This is a genomic window from Mycoplasma sp. 5912 (assembly GCF_054353835.1).
Window position 1 is genome coordinate 124,932 of the sequence record NZ_JBTHHI010000001.1, and the last position, 23,023, is coordinate 147,954.

At 26.6% G+C, this 23,023-nt stretch carries 15 protein-coding genes; 9 read left to right on the forward strand and 6 right to left on the reverse strand.

Going from position 1 to position 23,023, the window contains the following annotated elements; all coding sequences use genetic code 4:
- Positions 1 to 8 precede the first annotated feature (8 nt).
- Positions 9 to 1,229, reverse strand: coding sequence for a class I tRNA ligase family protein (locus tag ACXYRP_RS00410; RefSeq protein ID WP_458597353.1), 1,221 nt, complete (start codon positions 1,227 to 1,229; stop codon positions 9 to 11).
- 151 nt (positions 1,230 to 1,380) lie between these two features.
- On the opposite strand from ACXYRP_RS00410, the gene ACXYRP_RS00415 reads away from it, so the two are divergent.
- From ACXYRP_RS00415 to ACXYRP_RS00425, 3 genes are read left to right on the forward strand one after another with little or no spacing between them, the layout of a single operon-like run.
- Positions 1,381 to 2,169: a DNA-methyltransferase gene (locus ACXYRP_RS00415; RefSeq protein WP_458597354.1), complete on the forward strand. Its 789-nt coding sequence runs from the start codon at positions 1,381 to 1,383 to the stop codon at positions 2,167 to 2,169.
- A 30-nt stretch (positions 2,170 to 2,199) separates the two neighbouring features.
- Positions 2,200 to 3,249, forward strand: a complete 1,050-nt coding sequence (locus tag ACXYRP_RS00420; protein ID WP_458597355.1) for a hypothetical protein — start codon at positions 2,200 to 2,202, stop codon at positions 3,247 to 3,249.
- Positions 3,237 to 4,181, forward strand: coding sequence for a hypothetical protein (locus tag ACXYRP_RS00425; RefSeq protein WP_458614962.1), 945 nt, complete (start codon positions 3,237 to 3,239; stop codon positions 4,179 to 4,181). Before ACXYRP_RS00420 ends, ACXYRP_RS00425 begins: the two co-directional genes overlap by 13 nt.
- Before the next feature lie 247 nt (positions 4,182 to 4,428).
- Here the strand turns inward: ACXYRP_RS00425 and ACXYRP_RS00430 are convergent, their stop codons facing one another.
- Positions 4,429 to 5,820: a DUF2179 domain-containing protein gene (locus ACXYRP_RS00430; protein WP_458597357.1), complete on the reverse strand. Its 1,392-nt coding sequence runs from the start codon at positions 5,818 to 5,820 to the stop codon at positions 4,429 to 4,431.
- A 161-nt stretch (positions 5,821 to 5,981) separates the two neighbouring features.
- On the opposite strand from ACXYRP_RS00430, the gene ACXYRP_RS00435 reads away from it, so the two are divergent.
- From ACXYRP_RS00435 to ACXYRP_RS00445, 3 genes are all read left to right on the forward strand, one after another.
- On the forward strand, positions 5,982 to 7,235 hold the full coding sequence (locus ACXYRP_RS00435; protein ID WP_458614963.1) for an Mbov_0400 family ICE element protein: 1,254 nt from the start codon (positions 5,982 to 5,984) through the stop codon (positions 7,233 to 7,235).
- Positions 7,236 to 7,380: 145 nt separating this feature from the next.
- Positions 7,381 to 8,835 carry a hypothetical protein gene (locus tag ACXYRP_RS00440; protein WP_458614964.1) on the forward strand — a complete coding sequence of 485 codons (1,455 nt, stop codon included), beginning with the start codon at positions 7,381 to 7,383 and terminating at the stop codon, positions 8,833 to 8,835.
- 619 nt (positions 8,836 to 9,454) lie between these two features.
- Positions 9,455 to 13,291 carry a hypothetical protein gene (locus ACXYRP_RS00445; protein ID WP_458614965.1) on the forward strand — a complete coding sequence of 1,279 codons (3,837 nt, stop codon included), beginning with the start codon at positions 9,455 to 9,457 and terminating at the stop codon, positions 13,289 to 13,291.
- 32 nt (positions 13,292 to 13,323) lie between these two features.
- Here the strand turns inward: ACXYRP_RS00445 and ACXYRP_RS00450 are convergent, their stop codons facing one another.
- The 3 genes from ACXYRP_RS00450 to mip are packed head-to-tail and all read right to left on the reverse strand — an operon-like array spanning position 13,324 to position 17,699.
- Positions 13,324 to 13,713 (reverse strand): hypothetical protein, encoded by a 390-nt coding sequence (locus ACXYRP_RS00450; RefSeq protein ID WP_458614966.1) that lies wholly within the window; start codon positions 13,711 to 13,713, stop codon positions 13,324 to 13,326.
- Positions 13,703 to 15,109 carry a glutamate--tRNA ligase gene (gene gltX / locus ACXYRP_RS00455; RefSeq protein ID WP_458597363.1) on the reverse strand — a complete coding sequence of 469 codons (1,407 nt, stop codon included), beginning with the start codon at positions 15,107 to 15,109 and terminating at the stop codon, positions 13,703 to 13,705. Before gltX ends, ACXYRP_RS00450 begins: the two co-directional genes overlap by 11 nt.
- A complete protein-coding gene (gene mip / locus ACXYRP_RS00460; protein ID WP_458614967.1) occupies positions 15,096 to 17,699 on the reverse strand; it encodes an Ig-specific serine endopeptidase MIP in 2,604 nt (867 codons plus the stop codon). Before mip ends, gltX begins: the two co-directional genes overlap by 14 nt.
- 176 nt (positions 17,700 to 17,875) lie before the next feature.
- On the opposite strand from mip, the gene ACXYRP_RS00465 reads away from it, so the two are divergent.
- The 3 genes from ACXYRP_RS00465 (at position 17,876) to ACXYRP_RS00475 (ending at position 21,784) form a co-directional block, all read left to right on the forward strand.
- On the forward strand, positions 17,876 to 20,221 hold the full coding sequence (locus ACXYRP_RS00465) for a putative immunoglobulin-blocking virulence protein (RefSeq protein ID WP_458614968.1): 2,346 nt from the start codon (positions 17,876 to 17,878) through the stop codon (positions 20,219 to 20,221).
- Between the two features lie 562 nt (positions 20,222 to 20,783).
- Positions 20,784 to 21,038, forward strand: coding sequence for a hypothetical protein (locus ACXYRP_RS00470; protein ID WP_458614969.1), 255 nt, complete (start codon positions 20,784 to 20,786; stop codon positions 21,036 to 21,038).
- Between the two features lie 56 nt (positions 21,039 to 21,094).
- Positions 21,095 to 21,784: an IS30 family transposase gene (locus tag ACXYRP_RS00475; protein ID WP_458597390.1), complete on the forward strand. Its 690-nt coding sequence runs from the start codon at positions 21,095 to 21,097 to the stop codon at positions 21,782 to 21,784.
- A 197-nt stretch (positions 21,785 to 21,981) separates the two neighbouring features.
- Here the strand turns inward: ACXYRP_RS00475 and ACXYRP_RS00480 are convergent, their stop codons facing one another.
- A complete protein-coding gene (locus ACXYRP_RS00480) occupies positions 21,982 to 22,983 on the reverse strand; it encodes an Mbov_0400 family ICE element protein (protein WP_458597366.1) in 1,002 nt (333 codons plus the stop codon).
- Positions 22,984 to 23,023 lie beyond the last annotated feature (40 nt).

Below are 23,023 nucleotides of genomic sequence, written 5' to 3' on the forward strand. Positions count from 1 at the left end.
GTCCATATTTAGACCAATTTTTGTTCCATTAAGGTATTTCTGAGTAAATCTGCATTTTGGTAGTCTTTATTTTGCAGATGTTCTTGTCATTGATGATATATTTTGACATAAGGTAGATAATCAAAATCACAGATATCAAATCTTAAGGTACTAAAAATTTCAGTAAGTAAACTAATATCATTGCTTTTTTTATTGATATTAATGTTTTTAATTAAATCATTAATCTTTTTATTAAAATCAGAAAATTTTTGTTGATATAAAAGTCGCATAATATTTTTGTATTTATCTTTATCATAGTCATTTCCGATGTTTTTCAGGTATTTTAAAAAGAAGATATTCTTAATTCTTTTTAACAAAATTTCGATATTGTTTATTGCATTATCATCGATGTTAATATTTGCTGTAAAAGAATTTAGTAAAAATAATAATTTTAGGTGATCACCTGTATATTGATTCAAAAAGTCTTTTGCTAAAATAAAATTTTGTAATGATTTAGACATCTTTTGTCCTTTTAAATTAATTTGTCCAGTTCGCAATCATTTTTTGGTGATATCATTATCTGTTACTGCAAAATATTGGATATTTTCATTTTCATGATGTGGAAATGTCAAATCCATCCCACCTCCGTGGATATCAAGTCCATCAATATTAAAATGTTTATAAACTAATGCAGCACACTCAGTATGTCAGCCTGGTCTACCTGTTCCAAAAGATGAATTATATTTTATCCCTTTATCGGTTGTTTTTCATAAAACAAAATCAGCATAAAATCTTTTATGTTCACTAAGATTTTCATCGAAAATCATATGCTCTATTTTTTGTTTTGATACTACACCATAGTGTGATAAGTTATTTTTTACACTAAAATATAATGAATTTTGTGACGTATATGTATGATTTTTTACTGTCATTTTTTTTATAAAATCTTCAATAATATCCAAATTTTTTGTAACATATTCATATTGATAAACTGTGTCAACTTTTAACTTTTTTAAAATATCTAAATAATAAGTTGCATACTTTGTAGCTATTTCTGATTCGCTGACATTTTCTTGTAAAGCTCTATTAATGATTTTATCATCGATATCTGTTATATTATGTATAAATTTAAAGTCGATATTTAATGCTCTGGCAGCTTTTAAAATAAGATCCATAGTTAATATTGGTCTAAGGTTCCCGATATGCACATCATTATATACAGTAGGCCCACAAACATAAATTTTTAGCATATGATTATTATATAGTTTTTCAAAAGAAGAGAATTAAAGAACAAAAAATATGGAATTTATTCAACAAAAACATCAAAAATAACAATATATAAAACGTTTTGTGAAGATATTCATATATTAAGATTTATAATATAAAAGTTATAGGAGTAATATGGAAGTTAATAAAGTGTATCAGATGGATGTTATTGAGTTTTTAAAGAATTTAAAAGATAACTCAGTTGATTTAATCATTGCAGATCCACCTTATAATTTAAATAAAAGCAGTTGAGATAAATTTGAATCTAATCAGGAATATTTTGAATTTATGTATTCTTGATTAGATTTAGCAGTTATGAAATTAAAAGATACAGCAAGCATATATTTGTTCAATAATTCATATAATTCTGCTTTCATTTTAGTTTATTTAATTAACAAAGGGATGTTATTTAAAAATAATATTATTTGATATAAAAAAGATGGTTTTTCACCAAGTAAGAAAAAATATGTTAATAATCAAGAGACAATTACATTCCTAACAAAATCTAATAAATATACATTCAATTATAATGATATAAGAACTGAATATCTTTCGAAGAAGCGACTTTTGAATGCTAAAAACAAAGGGATAATTAAAAAAGGGAAACGATGAACACCTAATCCGAATGGTAAATTATGTACTGATATTTGAGAAATTCCGTCGGTTAGACATACGAATAAAGTTAACGGCAAGGTTGTGAAGACTAATCATCCAACACCGAAACCGAAAACAATGATTGAAAGAATGATAAAAGCAAGTTCTAATCCGGGAGATCTTGTTCTAGATTTATTTAGTGGTAGTGGTGTTACATCATTTGTAGCAAAAGAATTAAATAGAAATTTCATAGGATGTGAGTTAGATTCAGAATATGTTATGAAAATAAACATAAAATTACTAGATATAAACAAGCAGCAGCAAAAATAATTGTTATAATTTATAACTTATAAGGATTTTATGCAAAAGAATTATCAAGAGATTTATAAACATTTATCTAAATCACAAATACCGTTAGAAGATTTTAAAAAGACAAGGTTATTTAGTTATTTATCTAATTTAGGATACCAGTTATCAAAATTCAAAAATATGAATCAAAAATCATTGTATTATATACACTTTACATCTTTTTGTAATATTTATCAGCCTAACAAAATAAGGTTAAGAAATGATTCGTTTTTAGATGATGTGATAAATAAAAAAGATTCTATTTTAGTAGCTGGATACCGTGAAAATAAAGATGTTTACTTAGTTTTTATGAGTAAATCATTTTTTGGTTATAACAAACAAGTATCTGTATCAAATTCATTTATTTTAATGGAATATAGTGATTTAAAAAATAAGATACTACCATTAAATTCGGATGTAATTTTGCCTTATTGAATTAAGAAAAATAAGCAATCAAAAATAAAATATTTATACTATGTAACATCGAATGACTTTGATGAAGAAATTTTTGATAATTTTAAAGAAACAGTTAATAAGATGAATTTTAATCCATATTCTGAAAATATTGAAATTCAAAATTCACTTATAAACAAAGGCCCAAAAATAAACCAAAATGAAGTCTTAAAAATTAGAAGTTTTTGAAATTATAAATGTGCCTTGATAAGCTCAAATTATGACTATAAATGCCCACTTGGTGAAAACATTGATATAGATAAATTAAATAATTACGGTTTATCTTATGTAGATATTCATCATATTGTTCCGAAATGATATTTTATTAAGTATTTTAAGGATAAAGGTGAAATAATTGATTGAAATATGATTCATAGTAGCACAAATTTAATTCCATTGTGTGCTGCTTGTCATACAGGGATTCATAAAGGCTCTTCGAAAGAATCTATTAAAAAAGAACTTAGCTTTAAAATAATTAATTCGCTTTATAACAATTTATTTAATAAAAATATACAAAGTGATTTTGATAGTTTTATTATCAAAAATACTGATATCAAAGAAATAAAAAAATTATTTGAAATTTATACGGATGAATTATGAAGAAATTAATTGTCTGGGATTTATTTGGTGGTGGTCAAAACTCGGTATTTAATGCAATAAATGAAGATAAATATTTAAAAGACAAATTTGAAATATATACATGAGATATTACTGAACCTACTAGAAACAACCATTATAAATTAGATTTAGCATCAGATAATATAGTGCAATTATTTTGAAAATATCCTAGACCTGATATTATCGTTGCTAGTCCATTGTGTCAAAGTTTCAGTTGTGTTTTAGCAATGAAAGGTGGAGGAACTCCTTTTTGAAAGCTAAATGAAACCAAGGATTATGTTTTAGAACGAAGTGTAGAAGAATTTGAAAGATTAAAGGGTGGTTTTACTAAAAATTTAAAGGCAGATGTGCAACTTTTTATCAAACGTCTGGGTGAAAAATGTTTAAATAATACAATTGAATTAATAAAGTTTTATAAACCAAAATATTTTTATATTGAAAATCCTAAACAATCAATGATGTGAAAATATATAAAATTTAACCGTAAAGATTTTCACAATGAAAATCATTACTTTAATGAAGCAAGCTATGGAAAATATGGTTTTCTAACAACTAAAGCAACTTATTTTTATAGCAATTTAAAATTAATTTTAAAAAAAGGAAGAATCGATCCACCTTATACGATACAAGAAATTAATGGTGAAAAGTATTATGTATTAAAAGATGATCACAACATTAAACTTAGACGCGATTTGGATAGTAGGATGTTAGGATTGGCTTCATTGAATCGGATGATTAAGGCTCGTAAAGTCAAAAGTGGTATGGGTGCAATGGATTTTGTGCAAAGATATAAAACACCTGTTCAAAAAAATAAAATGGTAAATGAACAAATATGTGAAGCAGGACCCGCTTCTGCCATACCTCATTCATTGATAATAGATATTTTTAATCAAATTTTAAATGATGTAGAAACGAAAGAGTAAGAAATACATTTAAAAGTATTTTAAATTAAAAAAATGGAACAAATGTGGAAATAATTTTATTCATAGAATAAAAAAGTTAATTTTATTTGTAAATATTTAATATTTTCAAATACTTTAATTATAATTATTTAGCCTTGTACCCCCAAGGTAAAAAATAATTCTTAAATTGTGTAAAGTTATTCATTTATGTCCTTTTGCTAGTAGCAAATAATATGATGATACAAAAAAACCAAGGAAACTTGGTTTTTTAAAATTTGTTTTGTGGTAAGAAAATGTGTCCATCAATGCTGGTAACATCGGATATTGCTATAAATGCATCGCTATCTATTTTTCGGACATCTTTTATAATTCGATTTACTTGTCTAAACAATGTAATTGATGTAACAACATCTAATAATTCATTTGAATAACCACCTTGTGCTTTAAACAAACTTACACCTGTAACAATTTTACGGTCAACTTTAATGATTTGAGCGATTTCTACTGCTTTTTTGAGTGAGTAAATTTCAACACGGACTAACTTAAATTTTGGATATAACTTATTTAAAACAATGATATAGACAATATTTGTTAAGATTGTTGCAACAAAATTCGGAGATAAATATAATTGAAATGATCACTTTAAGGAGTTTATTTGAGCAAGTTCATGACCAGAAATATTACCTGATTTTGATGCTGCTTCCAAAAGTAGTGAACCAGGCAATCATGAACCAATTAACACACCAATTAAAACAATTATAATGTTAATATTACCTGAAATAGAACCAAATGATTTTTGCTTAGTATTTGCATATCATTCACCAATAATCCCTGTAACTCCAGCAGTTCCACCGATTATCTGAATAATTGCAAAAATTCATGCAAGTAAAAATCCGTATATAATAGCAAAAACAAATAATGCAATAATATTTCCACCATCTTTTCAGGTTAGTGGGATTATCCCGCTTAATGGTTGCTGTCATTCAGAAAGTGATTTTTTAATTTCAGCATTTGAAAAATCACCAATTAAGTAGATTGAACCAATATTATGAATAAATCCTAATCCGAAGGAAACTAATGAAGAAACAACTAAAAAAATTACCGTTAAATTCGTAAATAATTTACCTATTTTTTTATAACCAAAAATAAATATCGGTATGCTTAGGATAATATAAGCTAATCAAAAGACAAATTGATCTAAAAAGTTGCGAATTCCTAGTGTAACACTTCCTTTTGGAAGCAAAACAATTAAAAGTTTTGATAAAGCTTGTCCAAAAGTTGCTAATCCAAAGTTATAAATTCCGACATTTTTAACTAAAAAAACCGAAATAACGCCAAAAAAGACAGCAGCAGCAATTGTAATTAAAACAAGTTTTCAAAAAGGTTTTTGTGAATAAAGCAAACTTAGTTTCAATCCGAAATTTGCCATTTTGGTTCTTTTATAAATGGTATTTTTTTTAACTAAACGAGTTTTTCTTTCGCTGGTTCCTGCTAGAATTTCTCCAATTTCTAATGTAAGTGTTTTTCGTGATATTTTTGAAATTAAACTATTATCATTTTCGGCTTTTTTGGTTTCTTCAAAAATTGGATCACAAATGCTGGTTTCATTTGTTACATTTTCTTTTTGAGTTTCTAACGAATCATTTTTGTTTTCTTGCATCAAACCTCCTTTTACATAGTAAAAAAATAACAAATTCTTGTTAAGTTTTTTATTAGAATAATTATATTCTTTTTAACTAAAAATTAGACATTTATCTAACTCAATTTTAGTTTTATAATTATATCAAATATAGTTTAGATATTAAGTGATAAAGGAATATGATGAGAGAAAAAGATATTTTAATGAAATTAGTAATGCCAAAATATTCAATAACATATAATCGCTTAGGAATTAATATTGGTAAGCATCCTGTAATATTTTTTAAAAATTATCAAGATAATGAATATTATTATGTTTCTGCTCGTAGTGCATCTGATTTTGATAATAAAAAGAGATTTAAATATAATTACGAAGTTGAAATAACTAATTCAAAGATGTTAAATAATAAAGTAAGTTATATTGATACAACACAAATTTTTCATATAAATAAACAAGATCTATATAAAGTTTTTGATAAAGATTCAGTAATATTTTTAAATACAAATTATTTTGATATTAATGATATCAAAAGTATTTATAATAAAATTTATCAAAACTTAACTAAAAATCCACCTTATGTTTCACTTAGTTATATAAATATCAACAAAAATAAAATTCATACACAAACTAAATATTCACATAAAGAGTTTTTATGAAGAAATTATTCTGAATTACAAATAAAACCAGATGGATATAAATATCTTAATTCTGCTAAATGACAAATAAACAAAATTCTAAATAATAACAATTATCCAGATACTATTTTAGAACTTGATGATTTAGCTGGTGGAATATACACAACATATACTGAAATAATTCAAAAACATCATTTATTTGAAAAGTTTAAATCTTTTTTAAAAAAGGATTATCCACAATTTCTTGAAGATAAAAAACTTGATTTTAACAAATATTCACCAAGGCAACTTGAACAAATTTATTTAGGTTTACAAGCATCAGTTGATGTTGATAAATATTTGGATTCAAAATGAGAATACGATCAAATGCAGCAAATTAGAATAGGTTTACAAGCAAAAATTGATATAAAAGACTATTATGATAATAATTTAGATGGATTAAAGATGCAGCAAATAAGAGAATGTATTTTTAATGAACTAGATATAAAGAATAAATATAAAAATTATTGAGCAGATTCTGAAAATGATAGTAATTATGATATTAATAAAGCAGATATCAATGTAAAGGACATATTTAATGAAAATTTTGATGACAAAATAAATATCGTTTTTAATGATATTCTCAATCCTAATATATCTTCATTAAATGAAGATGCGAAAGAGACTAAGAATGAAATAAATGTTAAAATTGTTAAAAATATAGATAAAGAAAGTAAATCAGATAATGATGAAAATTCAGATGTTGATAATAAACAAGTGAATGACTTAGTTATTGAAGAAGATAGCGGTATAGTTATGTAAGTTTTAAATTTCAATTGAAAATATTTCCTTAAAATAGATAAAAAAATAATAAATTCACTAAATCTTATATATAAAATTTTGATATAATAATAATATCGTGTATCATAAAATAATTCGATATATTTATATAAATAAATGGAGTAAAATGAAAATCAAAAAGAAATTAATATCGCTTTTACTAATTTCATCTAGTGTCGCAGCAGTAGCGACAACTGCAGTTGTTGCTTCTTATATTTCGGTAAAGAATGTTCCAGTTAAAACTCAATCAATGCATATGTCATTAGCACCATTAAAATATTTTGATGGTGATAATGAAGTTAAAACAAATGAATCAGATAAGAAAACCAATTCAGATAATAAAAATTCATCAAAACAGGAAACAAAAGAGTTACAAGAAGCAAAAGATGGATACAAACAACTTATAGCGTCAATTTTAACTAACGAAAATAGCATTTTCACTGATAAATCTTTTAATCAATATAAAAAAATAGTAGATGATGAGAAGAAAATTCTTGATGAAAAACTTGACAAAAAAGAAATTACTGTTTTTGATGTAAGACTAGCAAATTCAAAAATTATTCATTATAAGTATCAATTAGTGATAAATGATGCAAAATTAGATGATGTTTATAAAATCATAACAGATTTAACAACAAAAATAAAAAATGATGGTGCCGCAGAAGTTCAAGCAGAAATTGATAAAAAAGTAGCAGACTTTAAAAAATCTTATGCAGATGCAAAAGATAATAATCAAAAAACAGAACAATTAACTAAATTAACTGAAATTTTCCTTGATGCAACATTGATTCAACCTGCTATTAAAGATCTTAACACCACTAATATTAATTCACTTAAATTAGAAATTGAAAACACCTGAAAAGAAAATGCATTTTTCACTGTGGATTCATTTAAACAGTTTTCAGATGAAAAAACAAAACTTATAAATCAACTGCAAGATTTATTAACTAATGGTACATCAATTACACAAGTGCAAGAAGATCAAGTTAATTCAGATTTAAAAAATTCAATTAATAAGTTAGTTATAGAATCATCTAAATTATCAGATGCAGAGAATAAATTAAAAGAACTTATAAGCAAGTTACCTAATGAAAAAGATAAAAATACCAAAAAATCAGTTCAAGATGTTGCAAATGAAAAATTAGCAGAAATCAATAATGCTAAAACAGGTGAAACATTACCATCTGATAAATTACAAGATTTATCTACATTGTTTATAAATGTCTGAAGTCAAATAAATAACCAAGAACTGATACAAAACTTTAAAGAGAAATTAAATCGTGAAATTAAAATAATAAGCGACAACGATGAAGTCCAAGTTCTTTCAAATGAAGTGCAAAAAGCAGTGACAATAGAAGATCTTAAAAAGGTACAACTAAAGATAACTGAAAAAATAGCAACTCAAAAAGAAGTGATTGAAGAACCAGAATCTAAATCTACTACAGCAGCTATAATTATTACATCGATTGTAATTGGTATTCTAGCAGTTGTTGGAGTTGTTATTTCATGAATTGCTGCTCCTCGCAAAGAAAAGAATAAAGATTCAAAAACCCAAGAGCAAGAACAAAAAGCAGAAAATTAATTTCTGTTTTTTGATATTTAATTAGTTAACTGATTTTATAAATTATAAGAATATATTGTTTCTAAAACTATATCCGTAGAAACAAATATTAACAAAGATTAGCGAATGATTCCAAGATCATATTTATTAATCAAAAACTTAATTAATATGATAAATCAATATTTTATAAATATACTTAGATAATTATAAAATTATATTTCTTTATTAATTGTTGAAAAATTTCCGTGTATAATGAAATATTGTTCAAATCTCTCTGGAGGGGGGGATTCTATAAACACAATTAAATAAAACACTGAATCAATAATGTTGATATAAGTTGCACAAGATTTTCTTATCTGTTTTTATATATTTAAATAAGATAGTTATAATATATTTATGGTTAAATAATGGAAAAATTTTCATTTATTTATCGTAAATTACAAATAAAAATATATAATTATAGAGCAAAGAATTTATTTAGTGTTTATCTTGTTTATACTTTTCATTAATAAGTAATTTAATCAAAGTAATTTTTCATTTTTAATTTTTATATTTATAACACTAAATTTATTATGCAAATAAAGATATAAAGTGAAATTTATATCTTTATTCTTATATCTTAATTTTAAGAAAGGTTTAAATGAAAAAAATACACCAGAAAATTTTTCTTTTATTATCAGGGATTACTTCATCAACGATAATATTAGCTACTGCATGTTCTAATCAAACTGATAATAAACCAAAGCAAGTAATTATAAATCCAAAATTAATTAATTTATCAACATTACAAACAACATCAAAATCAGCAAAAATAAAAGCTATAATTGATGCAAGCAAACCTGAATATAATAATGCAACGGATTTTAAGATAATATTTAATAACATTTCTTATATAGCTTTTGAGATAAAAACATCTAATAACCAAAAAGAAATTATATTTAACTTAAATGATTTAAATCCTGCTACTATCTATAGATTTATAAAATTAGAATTTAAAAATAGTATTTTAAATTCAGATGTCAATAATTTTTCTTTTACAACTACACAACAAAGTGATTTGACACCACCAAAAAAAAATGAACCTGATCCTGAAAGTGAAAAATCTCAACCTATTGACAAACAAGAATCATATAAAATCGAATCTGTTCAAACATCTAATGTTCATACAACATCTGCTATATTAAAAATTAAGATTCACACATCATCTGATATTTTAAATGCAAGTAATTTTATATTAACATTAAATAATCAAAACTACACTTCTTCGTCATTCAACAAACAAACAAAAGAAGTAACTTTTGAATTAGACAACCTAAACATAAATACAACATATAAGTTAAATAAATTGTTAATAAATGATAAAGAATTTCCATCATTTGATTTTAGTTTTAAGACAAAAGCAGAAAATGTAGTTGAATCATTACAAGCAAGTTCGATTAGTCACAACAGTTTATCAATCACATTCTCTTTGACAGATAATAATTTAGATGTCACACAATTAAATGTAGAAGTAAGCGATTACAGTCAACCTATTTTAGTTTCATTTAATCAAGAAACTCAAAGTTACAATTTTACTTTAACTAATTTAACCCCACAAAAATCATATACTATCAATTCTATAAGTTATCAAGGTAAGACATTATCAATAAAACCCTTGAATCACACCTTTACAACCACTTCTAATGCATTGCAAGTTAATCAAGCACATTTGGTATCAAAAAGCAAAAATACTGCTGCAATCGAGTTTAATTTAAACCGCGATATAACAGACAATGAATTAGCATCATTATCGGTAGATTTAACAAACAACGAAGCAACAACCAAACATAATAAATTTAAATATTTATCAAACCATAAGATATTGCTTCAAATAGATTCACTAAAACCACAGACAACCTACAAACTAACTAAATTAACTTTAAATAACAATGATATAGCATTAAACCGAGAAAATCAACTTTCTTTTACAACATCAAAAGAAGTTGCTGCTGATTCATTTGTAATTAGCAAAATAACTTATAAAGATATCACTGCTACTTCTGCTACAGTGCATATTGACTTTAGTTCAAACGATCTTTTAAATGAAAACCATCATGAATTTGAAGTAAATTTAGATAATAAAGTTTATAAATTTAGTGATTATAATCCATCTGAATCATATGTTGAAATTGTGCTTGATAATCTTGATTTTCATACTAAGTATTTTGTAAATTCAGTTACACTAAATGATAAAACTTTAACATTACCAACTGATGAATCACAAAAATCATTTACCACCTTGGACTGAAATCGTCCGGTAATATTAAATAGTTTAGGATATACTTTTGAAGATAAAGTTTCAGCTGATTCATCTGATGTGATGTCATTAGATTTTGGTGTTATTGATTTATTTCCACTTCATCGATCTCAGTATTTCTTTACAGCAGAATTTACTGATGAAAGTGCAAATAAAGACTACAATTTAGATTTTTTTGCTACACCTAAGGAAAATAATAACAATCAATTAAGTTTAGATAATATTCGCATCTTTGTTAAAAATAATCCTGAAGAAGCTGATGAAGGACATTATTATGATTTAGAACCAAATAAAACATATAAACTCAAAGCATTAAAATTAACTAATGGTGATGGACAAAGTGAACACGGAACACTTACTTTTACTTTAAAACAAGGTGCTTCATTTATCATTGATACACATATTAACACCACCAGATATCAAAATGTTGAAATAACTAATACTAATAATAATTTAAATGTTTCACTTAGTTTATCAGCCGATTCAAGTGATCCTGTTTCAGTTGATATAAAAAGTGATTTTGGTGGTTTATGAAATATAAATTTAACTAAAACAAATGATAAATATACAGGAAGCTTACAGATTAATAATTTTCCGTCTGGAACATACAGCATCGCAAGAGTATATTTAAATTCAAAACCTATTTTTGTAAATAAAAATAATAAAGGTAACGATACATTAAGAGTTGATGCAAGTAAACCAACAACAAATAATATAAATACAATAAACTATTCATATGATAAATTTAATTATCAACATAATATTATTTTAGATTTACAAAGTAATAACACTGTTAATACATTTGTCTATAAACAGTCTCCAAATATTGTTATACAAAAAAATGACTCGGAAGATTTTATTAATTTAAATAGTATATGAAATCCGAATACTAATAAATTAGAAATAAAAACTTTAAATTTAGATTTTGCAACAACTTATAAAGTTATCGGAATTGGTAGTGTACATATTAACGAAAATAAGTCATTTACAACTATAGCTAAACCTACTACAAAAGCACAGCTTAGTGTTGATGAGTTAAATAATCTAATTAATTCAATCAATCACTTAACATTAAAAAAACGTTGATGAGCATCTGGTATTAAAAAAGCTTTATTAGCAGATAAAGATTTATTTAAATACTTTAATTTTTCAAATAAAAATGGATTCGATAATGAAATAACATTTAATTTTGATGAAAGTAAATTTAGTAATCTAAATGAATTAAATGGTACATTATCGCTGACTTTGAAATTAAGTAGTGGAAATAATCATTCAATTGAAAAAACTTTTAAAATTGAAAATTTATACTCAAAAGCTTGAATTATTGCTAATAAAACTAACACATTATTATTCGATCCATTAGTACATATCTCAAAAACAGGTATGAAAAAATCCACCAAGGACTTTGATGATGCATATAAAGATGCTAAATATAGTAACATTGATGATTTAGATTCATCTTTTGGAAAACCTGCTATTATCGTTGATCTAAACGATGCATCGCTACAAAACTTTATTGATATCGATGATGGACTAAAAAGTTATGATCCAAGTGTTTTTAAAGCATATTTTGTTAAATATAAGGATGATGAAAATGTCTATAAACCATATAAAACCACTGCATATGCTCCATTAGGTATGATTCAATATAAAATAATGTTTTGATTCAATCCAACTAATGCTGAAGATAAATATACTAACCAAATTACACCTTTGTGATTAGTCGGATTTAATAATTATACTAACAAAGATGCAAAAGATTGATATACATATTTATCAAGGCAAGCAAAATTATATGCATCAGCAGATTATTTAACTGTTAATTCTTCATATGGTCTTAAATCAACTGCAACCGAGAGTGCTGAGCAAATGGTTGCATCAATAAATAATAAAGCAAATTCTCAAGAAAAAGTAGATTATCTTGATAAATATACTAATTTAATCAAGTTTATTAATGATAATTATAATGTTATAAAAGATGCCTATAATCCAGCTGTAGCACGCAGTTATTATCAAATTGAAATTATAAATGCATCAAAAATTGAATATGGTAAAAACAAGTTTGTAGATATTGCTTTTGCATTAAAACCAATATATTTGGGTGCAAGTGATGCATATAAAGCAAAAACAGATATTATAGCAAAAAATGTTATCCATATCCAATTACTTAACAATAATTAAAAATATCCCGAAAAACTTTCTTCGGGATATTTTTAATCCTTAATTAAGGTTAAATTAATGGTATATTCACCTAAAAGTTGTCCATCTTTAGCTAGTGTATAAGTGAATTCAAATAAATCATCAGCAAAGTTTTTATAAAACCAATTTGATACTAGTTCGATTGCTTGGTTGCGTCAATTATAACCTTCAAGATCTAATAAAAACTTAAATTCTTTTTGGTATTTTAAATATACGGTTGTAGCACCTGCATAAATATTGATATTGGTTTCTGATATTTCGATTCGATTTCGAATTCCTTGTGAAGGTTCGCTAAAAGTTAAAATGTGATAACCATCATCAAATTCATAATCTAACACAGAAATAAAATCAATATCTTTTGATTCACCATTTTGTTTTGTTGTTGATTTAAAATTAATTTTCATATTTTTTTAATGCATCCTTGATAAATTCTGGTCCATATAAATATATTGCTTTTGCTAGCTCAGGACCATGTTGTTGCGATGTAGTGGCAAGACGTATGGGCATAAAAAGATTTTTGCCTTTGATGTTTAAGTTCTTTGAAGTGGCATTAATTGCATCTTGAATATTTTCGATACTAAAGTTATTAAAGTCTATATAATTTTTAAATTCATTGATAACTTGAATTTCATTATCATTAAATTCAAAGTATTTATCAATAGGATTAAGATAAAGCATCAAATTTTGATTCATTTCTGCATATGTAATAGCACTTTGTTTAAATGTATCGATAAATAAATTAATTCATTGTAAACTTTTATTACTATTATCAAGTGATAAATGTTTTAAAATTTCATTGTTATCTTGAGTTTTCATATATTGTTTTGAAAATCAATTCATTTTCAAAATATCGAATTTTGATGGACTTTTACTTAAACGATTTGGATCGAATTTTATAATATTTTCATAATGCGACATCATTTCACTAGCATCTGCTGCAGTTCAACCTAATAATGATAAAAAGTTAAATATTGCTTGAGGTAAATATCCTTCATTTTTATAATCTTCTATAAATTGTTTTAATGATGTATCGCGTTTAGAGAGTTTTTTACCTTCCATATTAGTAATAATGGTAAGATGTCCAAATTCAGGCATATTTCAGTTAAGCATTTGATATAAAGCAATTTGTTTTGGTGTGTTTCCGATATGCTCTTCACCTCTTAAAATATGTGTAATCTGCATATCATAATCATCGATTACTACTGCAAAGTTATAAGTAGGATATCCATCAGATTTGATAATTACTCAATCACCAATTTCATCTGAGTTAAAACTTATTTGTCCACGTACTATATCATTTCATTGATAAACTTGATTTTTTGGCATCGCTAACCGAATCGAATAAGCACCATTTTGATCACGAATTTGTTTTTCTGCATCGGAGATTTTTAATCAATTGCGATTATAACGAAAACTAGGAATACCTTTTGCATCGCTTTCTTGCTTTTGTGCTTCTAATTCTTCGGTTGTATCATATGCTTTATAAGCAAATCCTAGTTCTAACAACATATTTGCAACTTGTTGGTAGCGACCTAGTTTTTCGCTTTGTCGATATTGGCCATATTTTGGGTTTGGTTTTAAAGGTGATTCGTCAGGTATGATACCTAATCAAGCCAAATTATCTATCTGTGATGCTTCACCACCGATAACATTGCGTTTGACATCTGTATCTTCAAGACGGAAGATAAATGTTCCATTATAATGTTTTGCAAATAAATAGTTAAATAAAGCTGTTCGAGCTCCTCCGATATGTAAATAACCGGTAGGACTTGGTGCATAACGTGTTCTAACTTTTTGCATTTACATTATCCTTGAATGCATGATCTGAGTATGCAGAATTTACTCCTTTATCAAAAAGGTGTGTTTTGTAATTTGTTCCATAAAGTTTTTCAAGAGCTTGCTTAAAGGAATTATTTTGATCTTTACCTCCACCATAAATAACATCATATTGAGGGGTGTTGTAATCACCAAATGCTCCATCGTAGTTAACACCCGATGAACGCAATGCTGTAGCAATAGTAACCCTTGAGTCAAAGAATACTGAATCAACTAAAGCAACTAATTCGTTTTTCTTAGTTCTAACACCAGTCCCGGATGCACCACCACCGACATTAAAGTCTCTTATCGCATATGATAGTCCTGAATGGTAGTATTCTTTTCCATCATCTTTGGATGTAAATAGATTTGGTTTATTATCACCATAAGATAAAAACGGAAGTGCTAAAAAGCGATCAAAGACACCTTTGCGGTTCTTAAATTCAGAAAGTACATTTGAATGTGATAAAAATCCACCACGTTGTGCTCTTGGATTATTTGCTAAATCTGTTGAACTTTTTCCGTATAAAGAACGGTTGGCATTAGTTCATAATGAATATGAATAAGGTGCACTAGTTATTAAATCTTTATTTGTATATTGTTCATCACCTTCTTTTAAAAAGAAGTCGACAAACCCTTGTGATTTAGTTTGTGTTGCTGGAAAACCAACAAGGTAAAGTAAGTTGTAATCAGAAACAGGTTTTTTCTTGTGATCATCAATTTGACGTTTAATAATTGGCCCATCTACACTATCATAACCACTTTGTGATAAGTAATCAAAAGTAGGAAATGATACTTTATTTGTATTGTTTACATAATCATTTGACATATCTTTAGCAAATTGCTCTTTGGTTTTTCCGTTTAGGAAGTTTTCAGGTAATTTATCAACATCTACTTCAAAAATAGCGAAATCTAAAAATTCTTTTGCATTTTGAGCATTAGTTGCAACTGATGTAGGGTCAAATTTAAAGAAGTCGCGACCATCTAAAATAACCTTAACTGAATTTTTATCAAAGCTAAAATTTGAAAAATGCTGATCAAAAGGAATGGTTTTTAACTGATTACCAATATAACTACCATTATTATTTAAACGAGTTAATCTTAAGGTAAAATCAGGTAAAGAACTTATACCATTTACCACGTGGTAGTTAGTGATAAAGTAGAATTTGGTTGGATAACTTTGGCCTTCTTTGATTTCATAATCAATTATTGATGCAGTTCCGGCTTCAGTTTCTTGTTTTTTTGGATAACCAACTAATTGGTTGAAATCAGTTGGTTTATTTTTGCTAATATAATCTTTAACTTTTTGTTTTACGGTATTATCTAAACCGGCTGTTTCATCTAATTTTTTGTAAATTTTATAATATTCAGATTTTAATCAATTAGTATATATGACTGCATCTTTTTCATTACCACCTTCCTTTTCGTTTCCATAGTCAGCCACAAGTTGCTTTTCGGTATCATCTTGGATAAGTTTTCAAACACCACGGTTACCATTCGATTTGTTTCATCTGTCTAATAATTTTGTTTTAGTATCTGAATCTTTAAGTTGATTTATCAAGTTTCCCAAATCTATATTATTTGTTAATGCAGTGGTTAAAAGGTTTTGTTGATTTTCATCTTTAGTAAATAAAAAATGATTAATACTTACATGATAAGATTGTTTGGCAAAATCTGAATATTGTTGGTTAGTGATAGTTCGTGCGACTCCTGTATTATTTTCTGGATTATTAATAGCATCAGTTCAGTTAGCAGCCACACGAGGACTGATATTAGGAAGTTGTAATTTCAATTTATCTTTATCATTAACTGCAATTGAATACCCCTTGATTCTTAATTCATCATAATTTGGCATATCCAGTTTTTTTAATTTTGCATCAATTTCTTGTTTTTGTTGCGAAGTTAAATTACTTGTAAGAGTCGAATCTGCGCTAAGGTATCTGTTTTTAATTAAATTTCAATCATAATCAAATTGTTGATCTTGATTCATATTAATAAAGTAGTTTACTTGGTCATTTTCACTAACATTTTTGGTTTGACCAAAGTTAAATTCTTCTTTTTTCTTAAATCCATCGATTGTAAAACTTTTATAAACATCAGCATCTTTACCAAAAGCCATAAATATAGTTATTTTACCATTAGCATCATCTACTTTGGTATTTGTTATGGTAAATTGAGGAATTTCATTTTCTTTTGCTGATAATTTTAAAATAAGTTTTCCTGGTTCCCTAATAGCAATTGCATCCTTTGTTACATCAACATTTGAAGCATATACATCTGACTTATTTCCTGAAAAATCAATATTAAATAAATCATTTAAAGAAGATTTTTCAACTTTTTGCTGTAATTCATTTTTTGTAAGTGTATTACCAGGATTTTGTGGATTTGTTCCAGGATTAGTCCCTTGATTTCCAGAACCAGGATTATCAGGGTTTTCTTTTTTGTTTTCACCTTCATTTGCATTTGAATTGGTTTTTGTTCCACATGCAACAGCAGAAATAGCTATAAAAGCAGCAGTAGCATTAAAAAGCAAGAATTTAGATAAAAACTTGGATTTTTTTATTTTTAATGGCATAATTTCTCCTTATTATTTAATATAAGATAATTTGAATAAATTTTACTACTTTAATTTTAAAAAAAATATTTTTAATTTTCCAAAAGTAATAAAATATTTTCAAATAAATCATTGATATTATACTAAATATAAAAAATTTTTTAAAGTGTTATAATATCAATACAAGGAGATATATTATGAAACGGACCTGAAAAATTAGTTTAATTGCTCTTTCTTCTATTGTGATAACCTCGGCTGCATCTGGGGTGTTTGCTAATATTGTTGCAACTGCTGCTGATAACAGTTATCACTCATTTACTGTTAGTGATCAACAAACCTTTGATACTCGCAGTAACCTTATTTTAGAAGGAAGTAAGACTTCAAAGGATTATAACCTAAAACAAAAAGATCCAGAAACAGTCAAAACTCCTGAAAAAGAAGAAATCAAAACTATTCCTTCGGATGTACATCAAGAAGATATTATTAAAGTACAACCAAAACCACAAGAGCCTCCAAAAAAAGAAGAAATCAAAAAACCTGAGGAACCTAACCCACCACAACAAGTTATACAACCTGTACAACCTGTTGAAAAACCACAACAACCAAAAACAGTTACTAAAACTGTGCAAACAGATGTAGGTAATATTCAAGTTACTGTTGAAGATGTTCCTCCACGTGTAGATAAACGTAGCGATCAAGAAAAAGGAATCACAAATCGTATACCATATCGTGCTGAATTAGTTCCTGATTTAAAAGATGTTAAACTTAATGCTGAAAACTATGCGCAAACAGTTTCAAATGGAGAAGCATCATTGAAAGCCTTTAGTAATCTTTGAGCAGGTGTTCCAGGAAAACCTGGTCCACTTCAAGAATACTATAAAGACTTATATATTTCTAGAGGTCATGATGAATTGCAAAATTATTTAAATAATAGTCCTAATGATTTAAATTTAATTTTACAATTATATGATAAATATCGTAATGTAATTGAGGCTGGTAATGCTAAGAAATTTATGTATGATTCAGTTCAAAATAAATATGATGAATGATTTAGCCGTACCGATACTTTAGAATATATCCCACCAGTTCGTGGTTATGGAAAAGAGTATTTAAAAGTAGGGTGATTATGAATAGCAATGAATATGGACCCAAGTAAGTTTAAAGAATTATCACAAAACCTTAAAAATGAACTTGCAAAAGGATTTTATATCAGTAAAGATGAAAGAAATGTTTATGTAAATGATAAAGGTGAACTAGATTCATATGCAGTAAGTCCAATTTTCAATTCAGTTGTTGCTGAAATGAAACGAAATAATGCTGAAAAGCGAGCTTTAGGATATGATACACAATGAACTCGTAGTCCTGATGACATTGCCCGTGGTAATTATCCTGGGTGAAGAAAATATGATGGTGATATGTCATATAAATACCATAAATATGGTTTTGAAAGTGATGATGGAATTTCAGTAACTGAATATAACAAAGAATCATCGAATACTGCAAATCCTAATGGGCCTAAAAAAGCATTTATAATGACTGCTGATTTAGCTAATGAAAAAGCATTTGCTAAAATAACCAATGTTATTAAAAATATGGTAGCTGCAAATGATATTCCGCTGGGAATTAGAATATTAAACATCGGTAAATATGATGATGCTCAAAATATTAGAAGTTTATTATCAGTGTTGCCTAAACATTTACCTTTATTAGAATTATATTTTGATAGCTTTAACACATCTGCTCTTGAAGCTATTTCTGATAAAAATATTGATGAACTTGGTTTATACACCAGCTTAAATTCACTTGATGAAAGATGATCAATTAATCCATGAGCGCTAAGAAATGTAGCTTGAGTAAATACCTTAGACTATAATGTAAGTTCCGATTATAATCGATATGAAAAAATTACTACTAGAATTACTTTTAATTCACTTGCTTTTGATGAAGATGACTGACATGGTGAAAATGATATGACAACAATTAATAATGGATTACGTATGGCATATGTAACCAGAAATAATGAACGTATTTTCCAAGGTGCAATGGGTCCAGGGTTGAAACCCGATCGTAATGCTTCTGGAAATTCATATCCGACTGGTTTAGATTTATCTCGAATTAAAGAAGCAAAAGGACTTAAAAATATGATTTTCTATGATGAAGATCACGGTTATTCAACCTTACGTAAATTAACCAGAATTGTCTTATATAATAATTCCGATACATGAGAAACTGATACTGATAATATGAATAAAGCACAATTTGCTATGGTTTTAGCAAAAGATATCCCGATGCCTCGCTCTAAAATTATTTTTTCAAATGGCAAAGGAACCAAGAATATTTTAATTAAACCAAAAATACCAGGTGCGACTTTAGATGGAACTGGTTTAGCTAACTTATCAACATTGATTGCTTATAGCGATGGAACTTTCTTTAAAGAAACAACTAAAATCTTTGTTCCAAATAACGCAACCAATTTATATAATCAATTAAAGGCTAATGGATATAATGTTGACTATCAATCAAATGATATACAAGAAATATAAAAATAATACCTTAAAAGGTATTATCCCAAAATGCAATCTAAAAAGCTACACTATAAAAATTAGACTATTGTGTAGCTTTTTTTGTATAACCACAAATATTTTCAATAATAAATTTACGATATTAATTTAACAAAAGCAAAAATAATTTTGAACTTACAAAGTCATTAATCCCAAAAGTTAAATTTTAAATTTAGTAACTTTTTTTATTTTTTATGCAAGCTTAAAAAATAAAACCTGCTTTGTAAACTGAGTTTGCAAAGCAGGGAGTTTTTTTGTTTCTTTTTTACAAAAAAGAAAGTTCCTCCGCCTATTTTGCCATTAGGCGAGAGCGGAGGGGGGTGGTAAAAGTGCAAAACAGATAAATGTATTGTATGTATATTTTACAAAGAGAAGCTTTGTTTTTGTTATTTCTAAATAAAATTATTACGGTTGTAAAAAACCCCTTTTCTATCTAGTGAATAGAAAGGAGCCTCTCATTAATAATTTTACCCTGAAAACAAGAATTTGATTAGAATTTTTATTAAAAACAGAGAAAAAATCACTAACTGAAATTTCAACAGAAATGAAAATTTCACGTTCATCTATCAGCAGAGAAATAAAGAGAAATTCGCATTTATTTGGTTATGATGCTTATTATGCGCAAGAAAAATGTGAGATAAGAAATCAATGAAAAAAGCATTGTATTTTAAAATCACACATGCATAAATATGATATATTTTCGCAAATTTTCCTTAGCAAATTTAATAAAAGAAGTTTTGGAATCGATGTCACTTATCAGTATATTAAAAATACTAAAAATGTGCAAATACAGCTTTAAGAACAGTATTCAACTGAATCGAAAGTGGTGTTTGAGTTATAAGCAGAAAAGACTGTTTACGCAGCAAATATAGAAAGAAACATCCAGATGACTACAAAAGTAGAGTAGAAAAATTAGTAGGAAAAAGATGGATTCGTCCTTTTTGATCTCGTCCAACTAGTATTGCAGAAAGAAGTGAATATGGACATTGAGAAGTCGATTTAATCGTAGGAAGAAACCGTGCAAAACATAGTCATTTACTTATTTTCACAGAGAGAATGACAAGATATGGAATTATCATTCTTCTACCAGAAAAAAATCCTTGAAAGATTAATCGATTACTTTGAGACACAATTAAAAAATACAAATTAAATGTTAAATCAATTACACAAGATAATGGTTGAGAATTTAAGAGTCTTTTTTATTTAGCATACAGATTACAAATTTATATCTACAAGGCAGACCCATATGCATCGCAGCAAAAGGGTGGGATTGAAAATTTCAACGGACTGGTTCGTAGATATTTTCTAAAGGGCACAAACTTCAATAATGTCACAGAAGATCAATTACTTTTAGTCCAAAACGAAATAAATAAAATGCCTCGAAAACTTTTTAAATACCAAAGTTCAGATGAGTTATTTTATCATTACAATTATTTTTTAGATCCTTGAAAACCTATACCAGATGAAGAACCTTTATATGCTTACAGTTATTTAAAAAGACAATCAAATACATCGAAAAATAAATTTTTCAAGAAATATAAATAGAAAATTAAACTAGATAGAAAAAGGAATATCAGTAATTTTTGATTACTGATTTTGTTTTCTTTCTTTTTTTCTTTTGTGAAAAATATAAGTAAACAAAAGAAGACAAATATTGATTTTTAAGTCTTTATTTGTCTTCTTAATCATTGCATTTAGTGTAGCTTCTTTAATTGCAATTCAGCATAATACCTTAAAAGGTATTATTTTATTTCTTTATAATTTGATTCGTCAATGAATTTATCACCCGATAATTCCTTACGTTTTTCTCGCATCTGTTCTCATGATAAACTTGGATCTGCAAATTCTTTAAAATCTAATCCTGATTCTAAGGCAAGCCGTATTTCTTCCATCTGTCAAGCATCAAAAAGACCACTAGAATATAAACTGGTATCAACTCCACTTTCTAAACCAAGACGTATTTCCTGCAATTGCCCATGACAATACGAATCTAAATCATTATTTCGTAATTCGACATAATCTGGAAATTGATTAACTAACAACTCTTGTTCGCGACTACGACCTTGATATTCAAATAATGCTTCTTGGTATTCCCTTTTAATTCAAATTAATAAGTTTTGTAGTTCTTTAAGTGTTTGTGGGTCCTTGTTACGTTTTTTTTCGATTTCAAGCAATAAAGTTTTCTTAGCTTCGCGTTGTTTTGATGTTAAAGTCGCATCATCACGAACTCAATCATAATCACGCTTTAAAAAGTTATCACAAGCATATAATGTCTTAGCACGCACTTGATTTTTTTTATCAATATATACATGCGAAAGCGATACAAGTGGTCGATTTTTACTTAAATTATCAATTATCCCTTTATATAACTCATGAATTTGTTCGATGTTAAAAAAATCTGTTTCTAAATAATAAATTGATTCTTCATCAAAAACTTCATGCAGATCATGGTCACTTATTTTATAAATTTCAGATGTATCTATAAAGCTATCATGGATAAATAAACCAGTTTTTGCTTTAGGAACCTTGATTTCATATTCCAATTTAGCCCGCTTATGATGAAATTTGTTTTTGGCACTTCGCGCTTTAACGTAGTAATAAACATCTTTATAAATATCTAAAAAAACTACAATTGGATGTACACCAAAATTATTTTCAAGTCGATCAAAGGTAACTGATTCATATGGTTTGAAAGGTTTTAATGGTTCAAAATGTTTTTGTATTTTATCTTTTTGTTCTGACATATTAACTCCTTTAATAAAATTATAAAACATTAAAATAAAG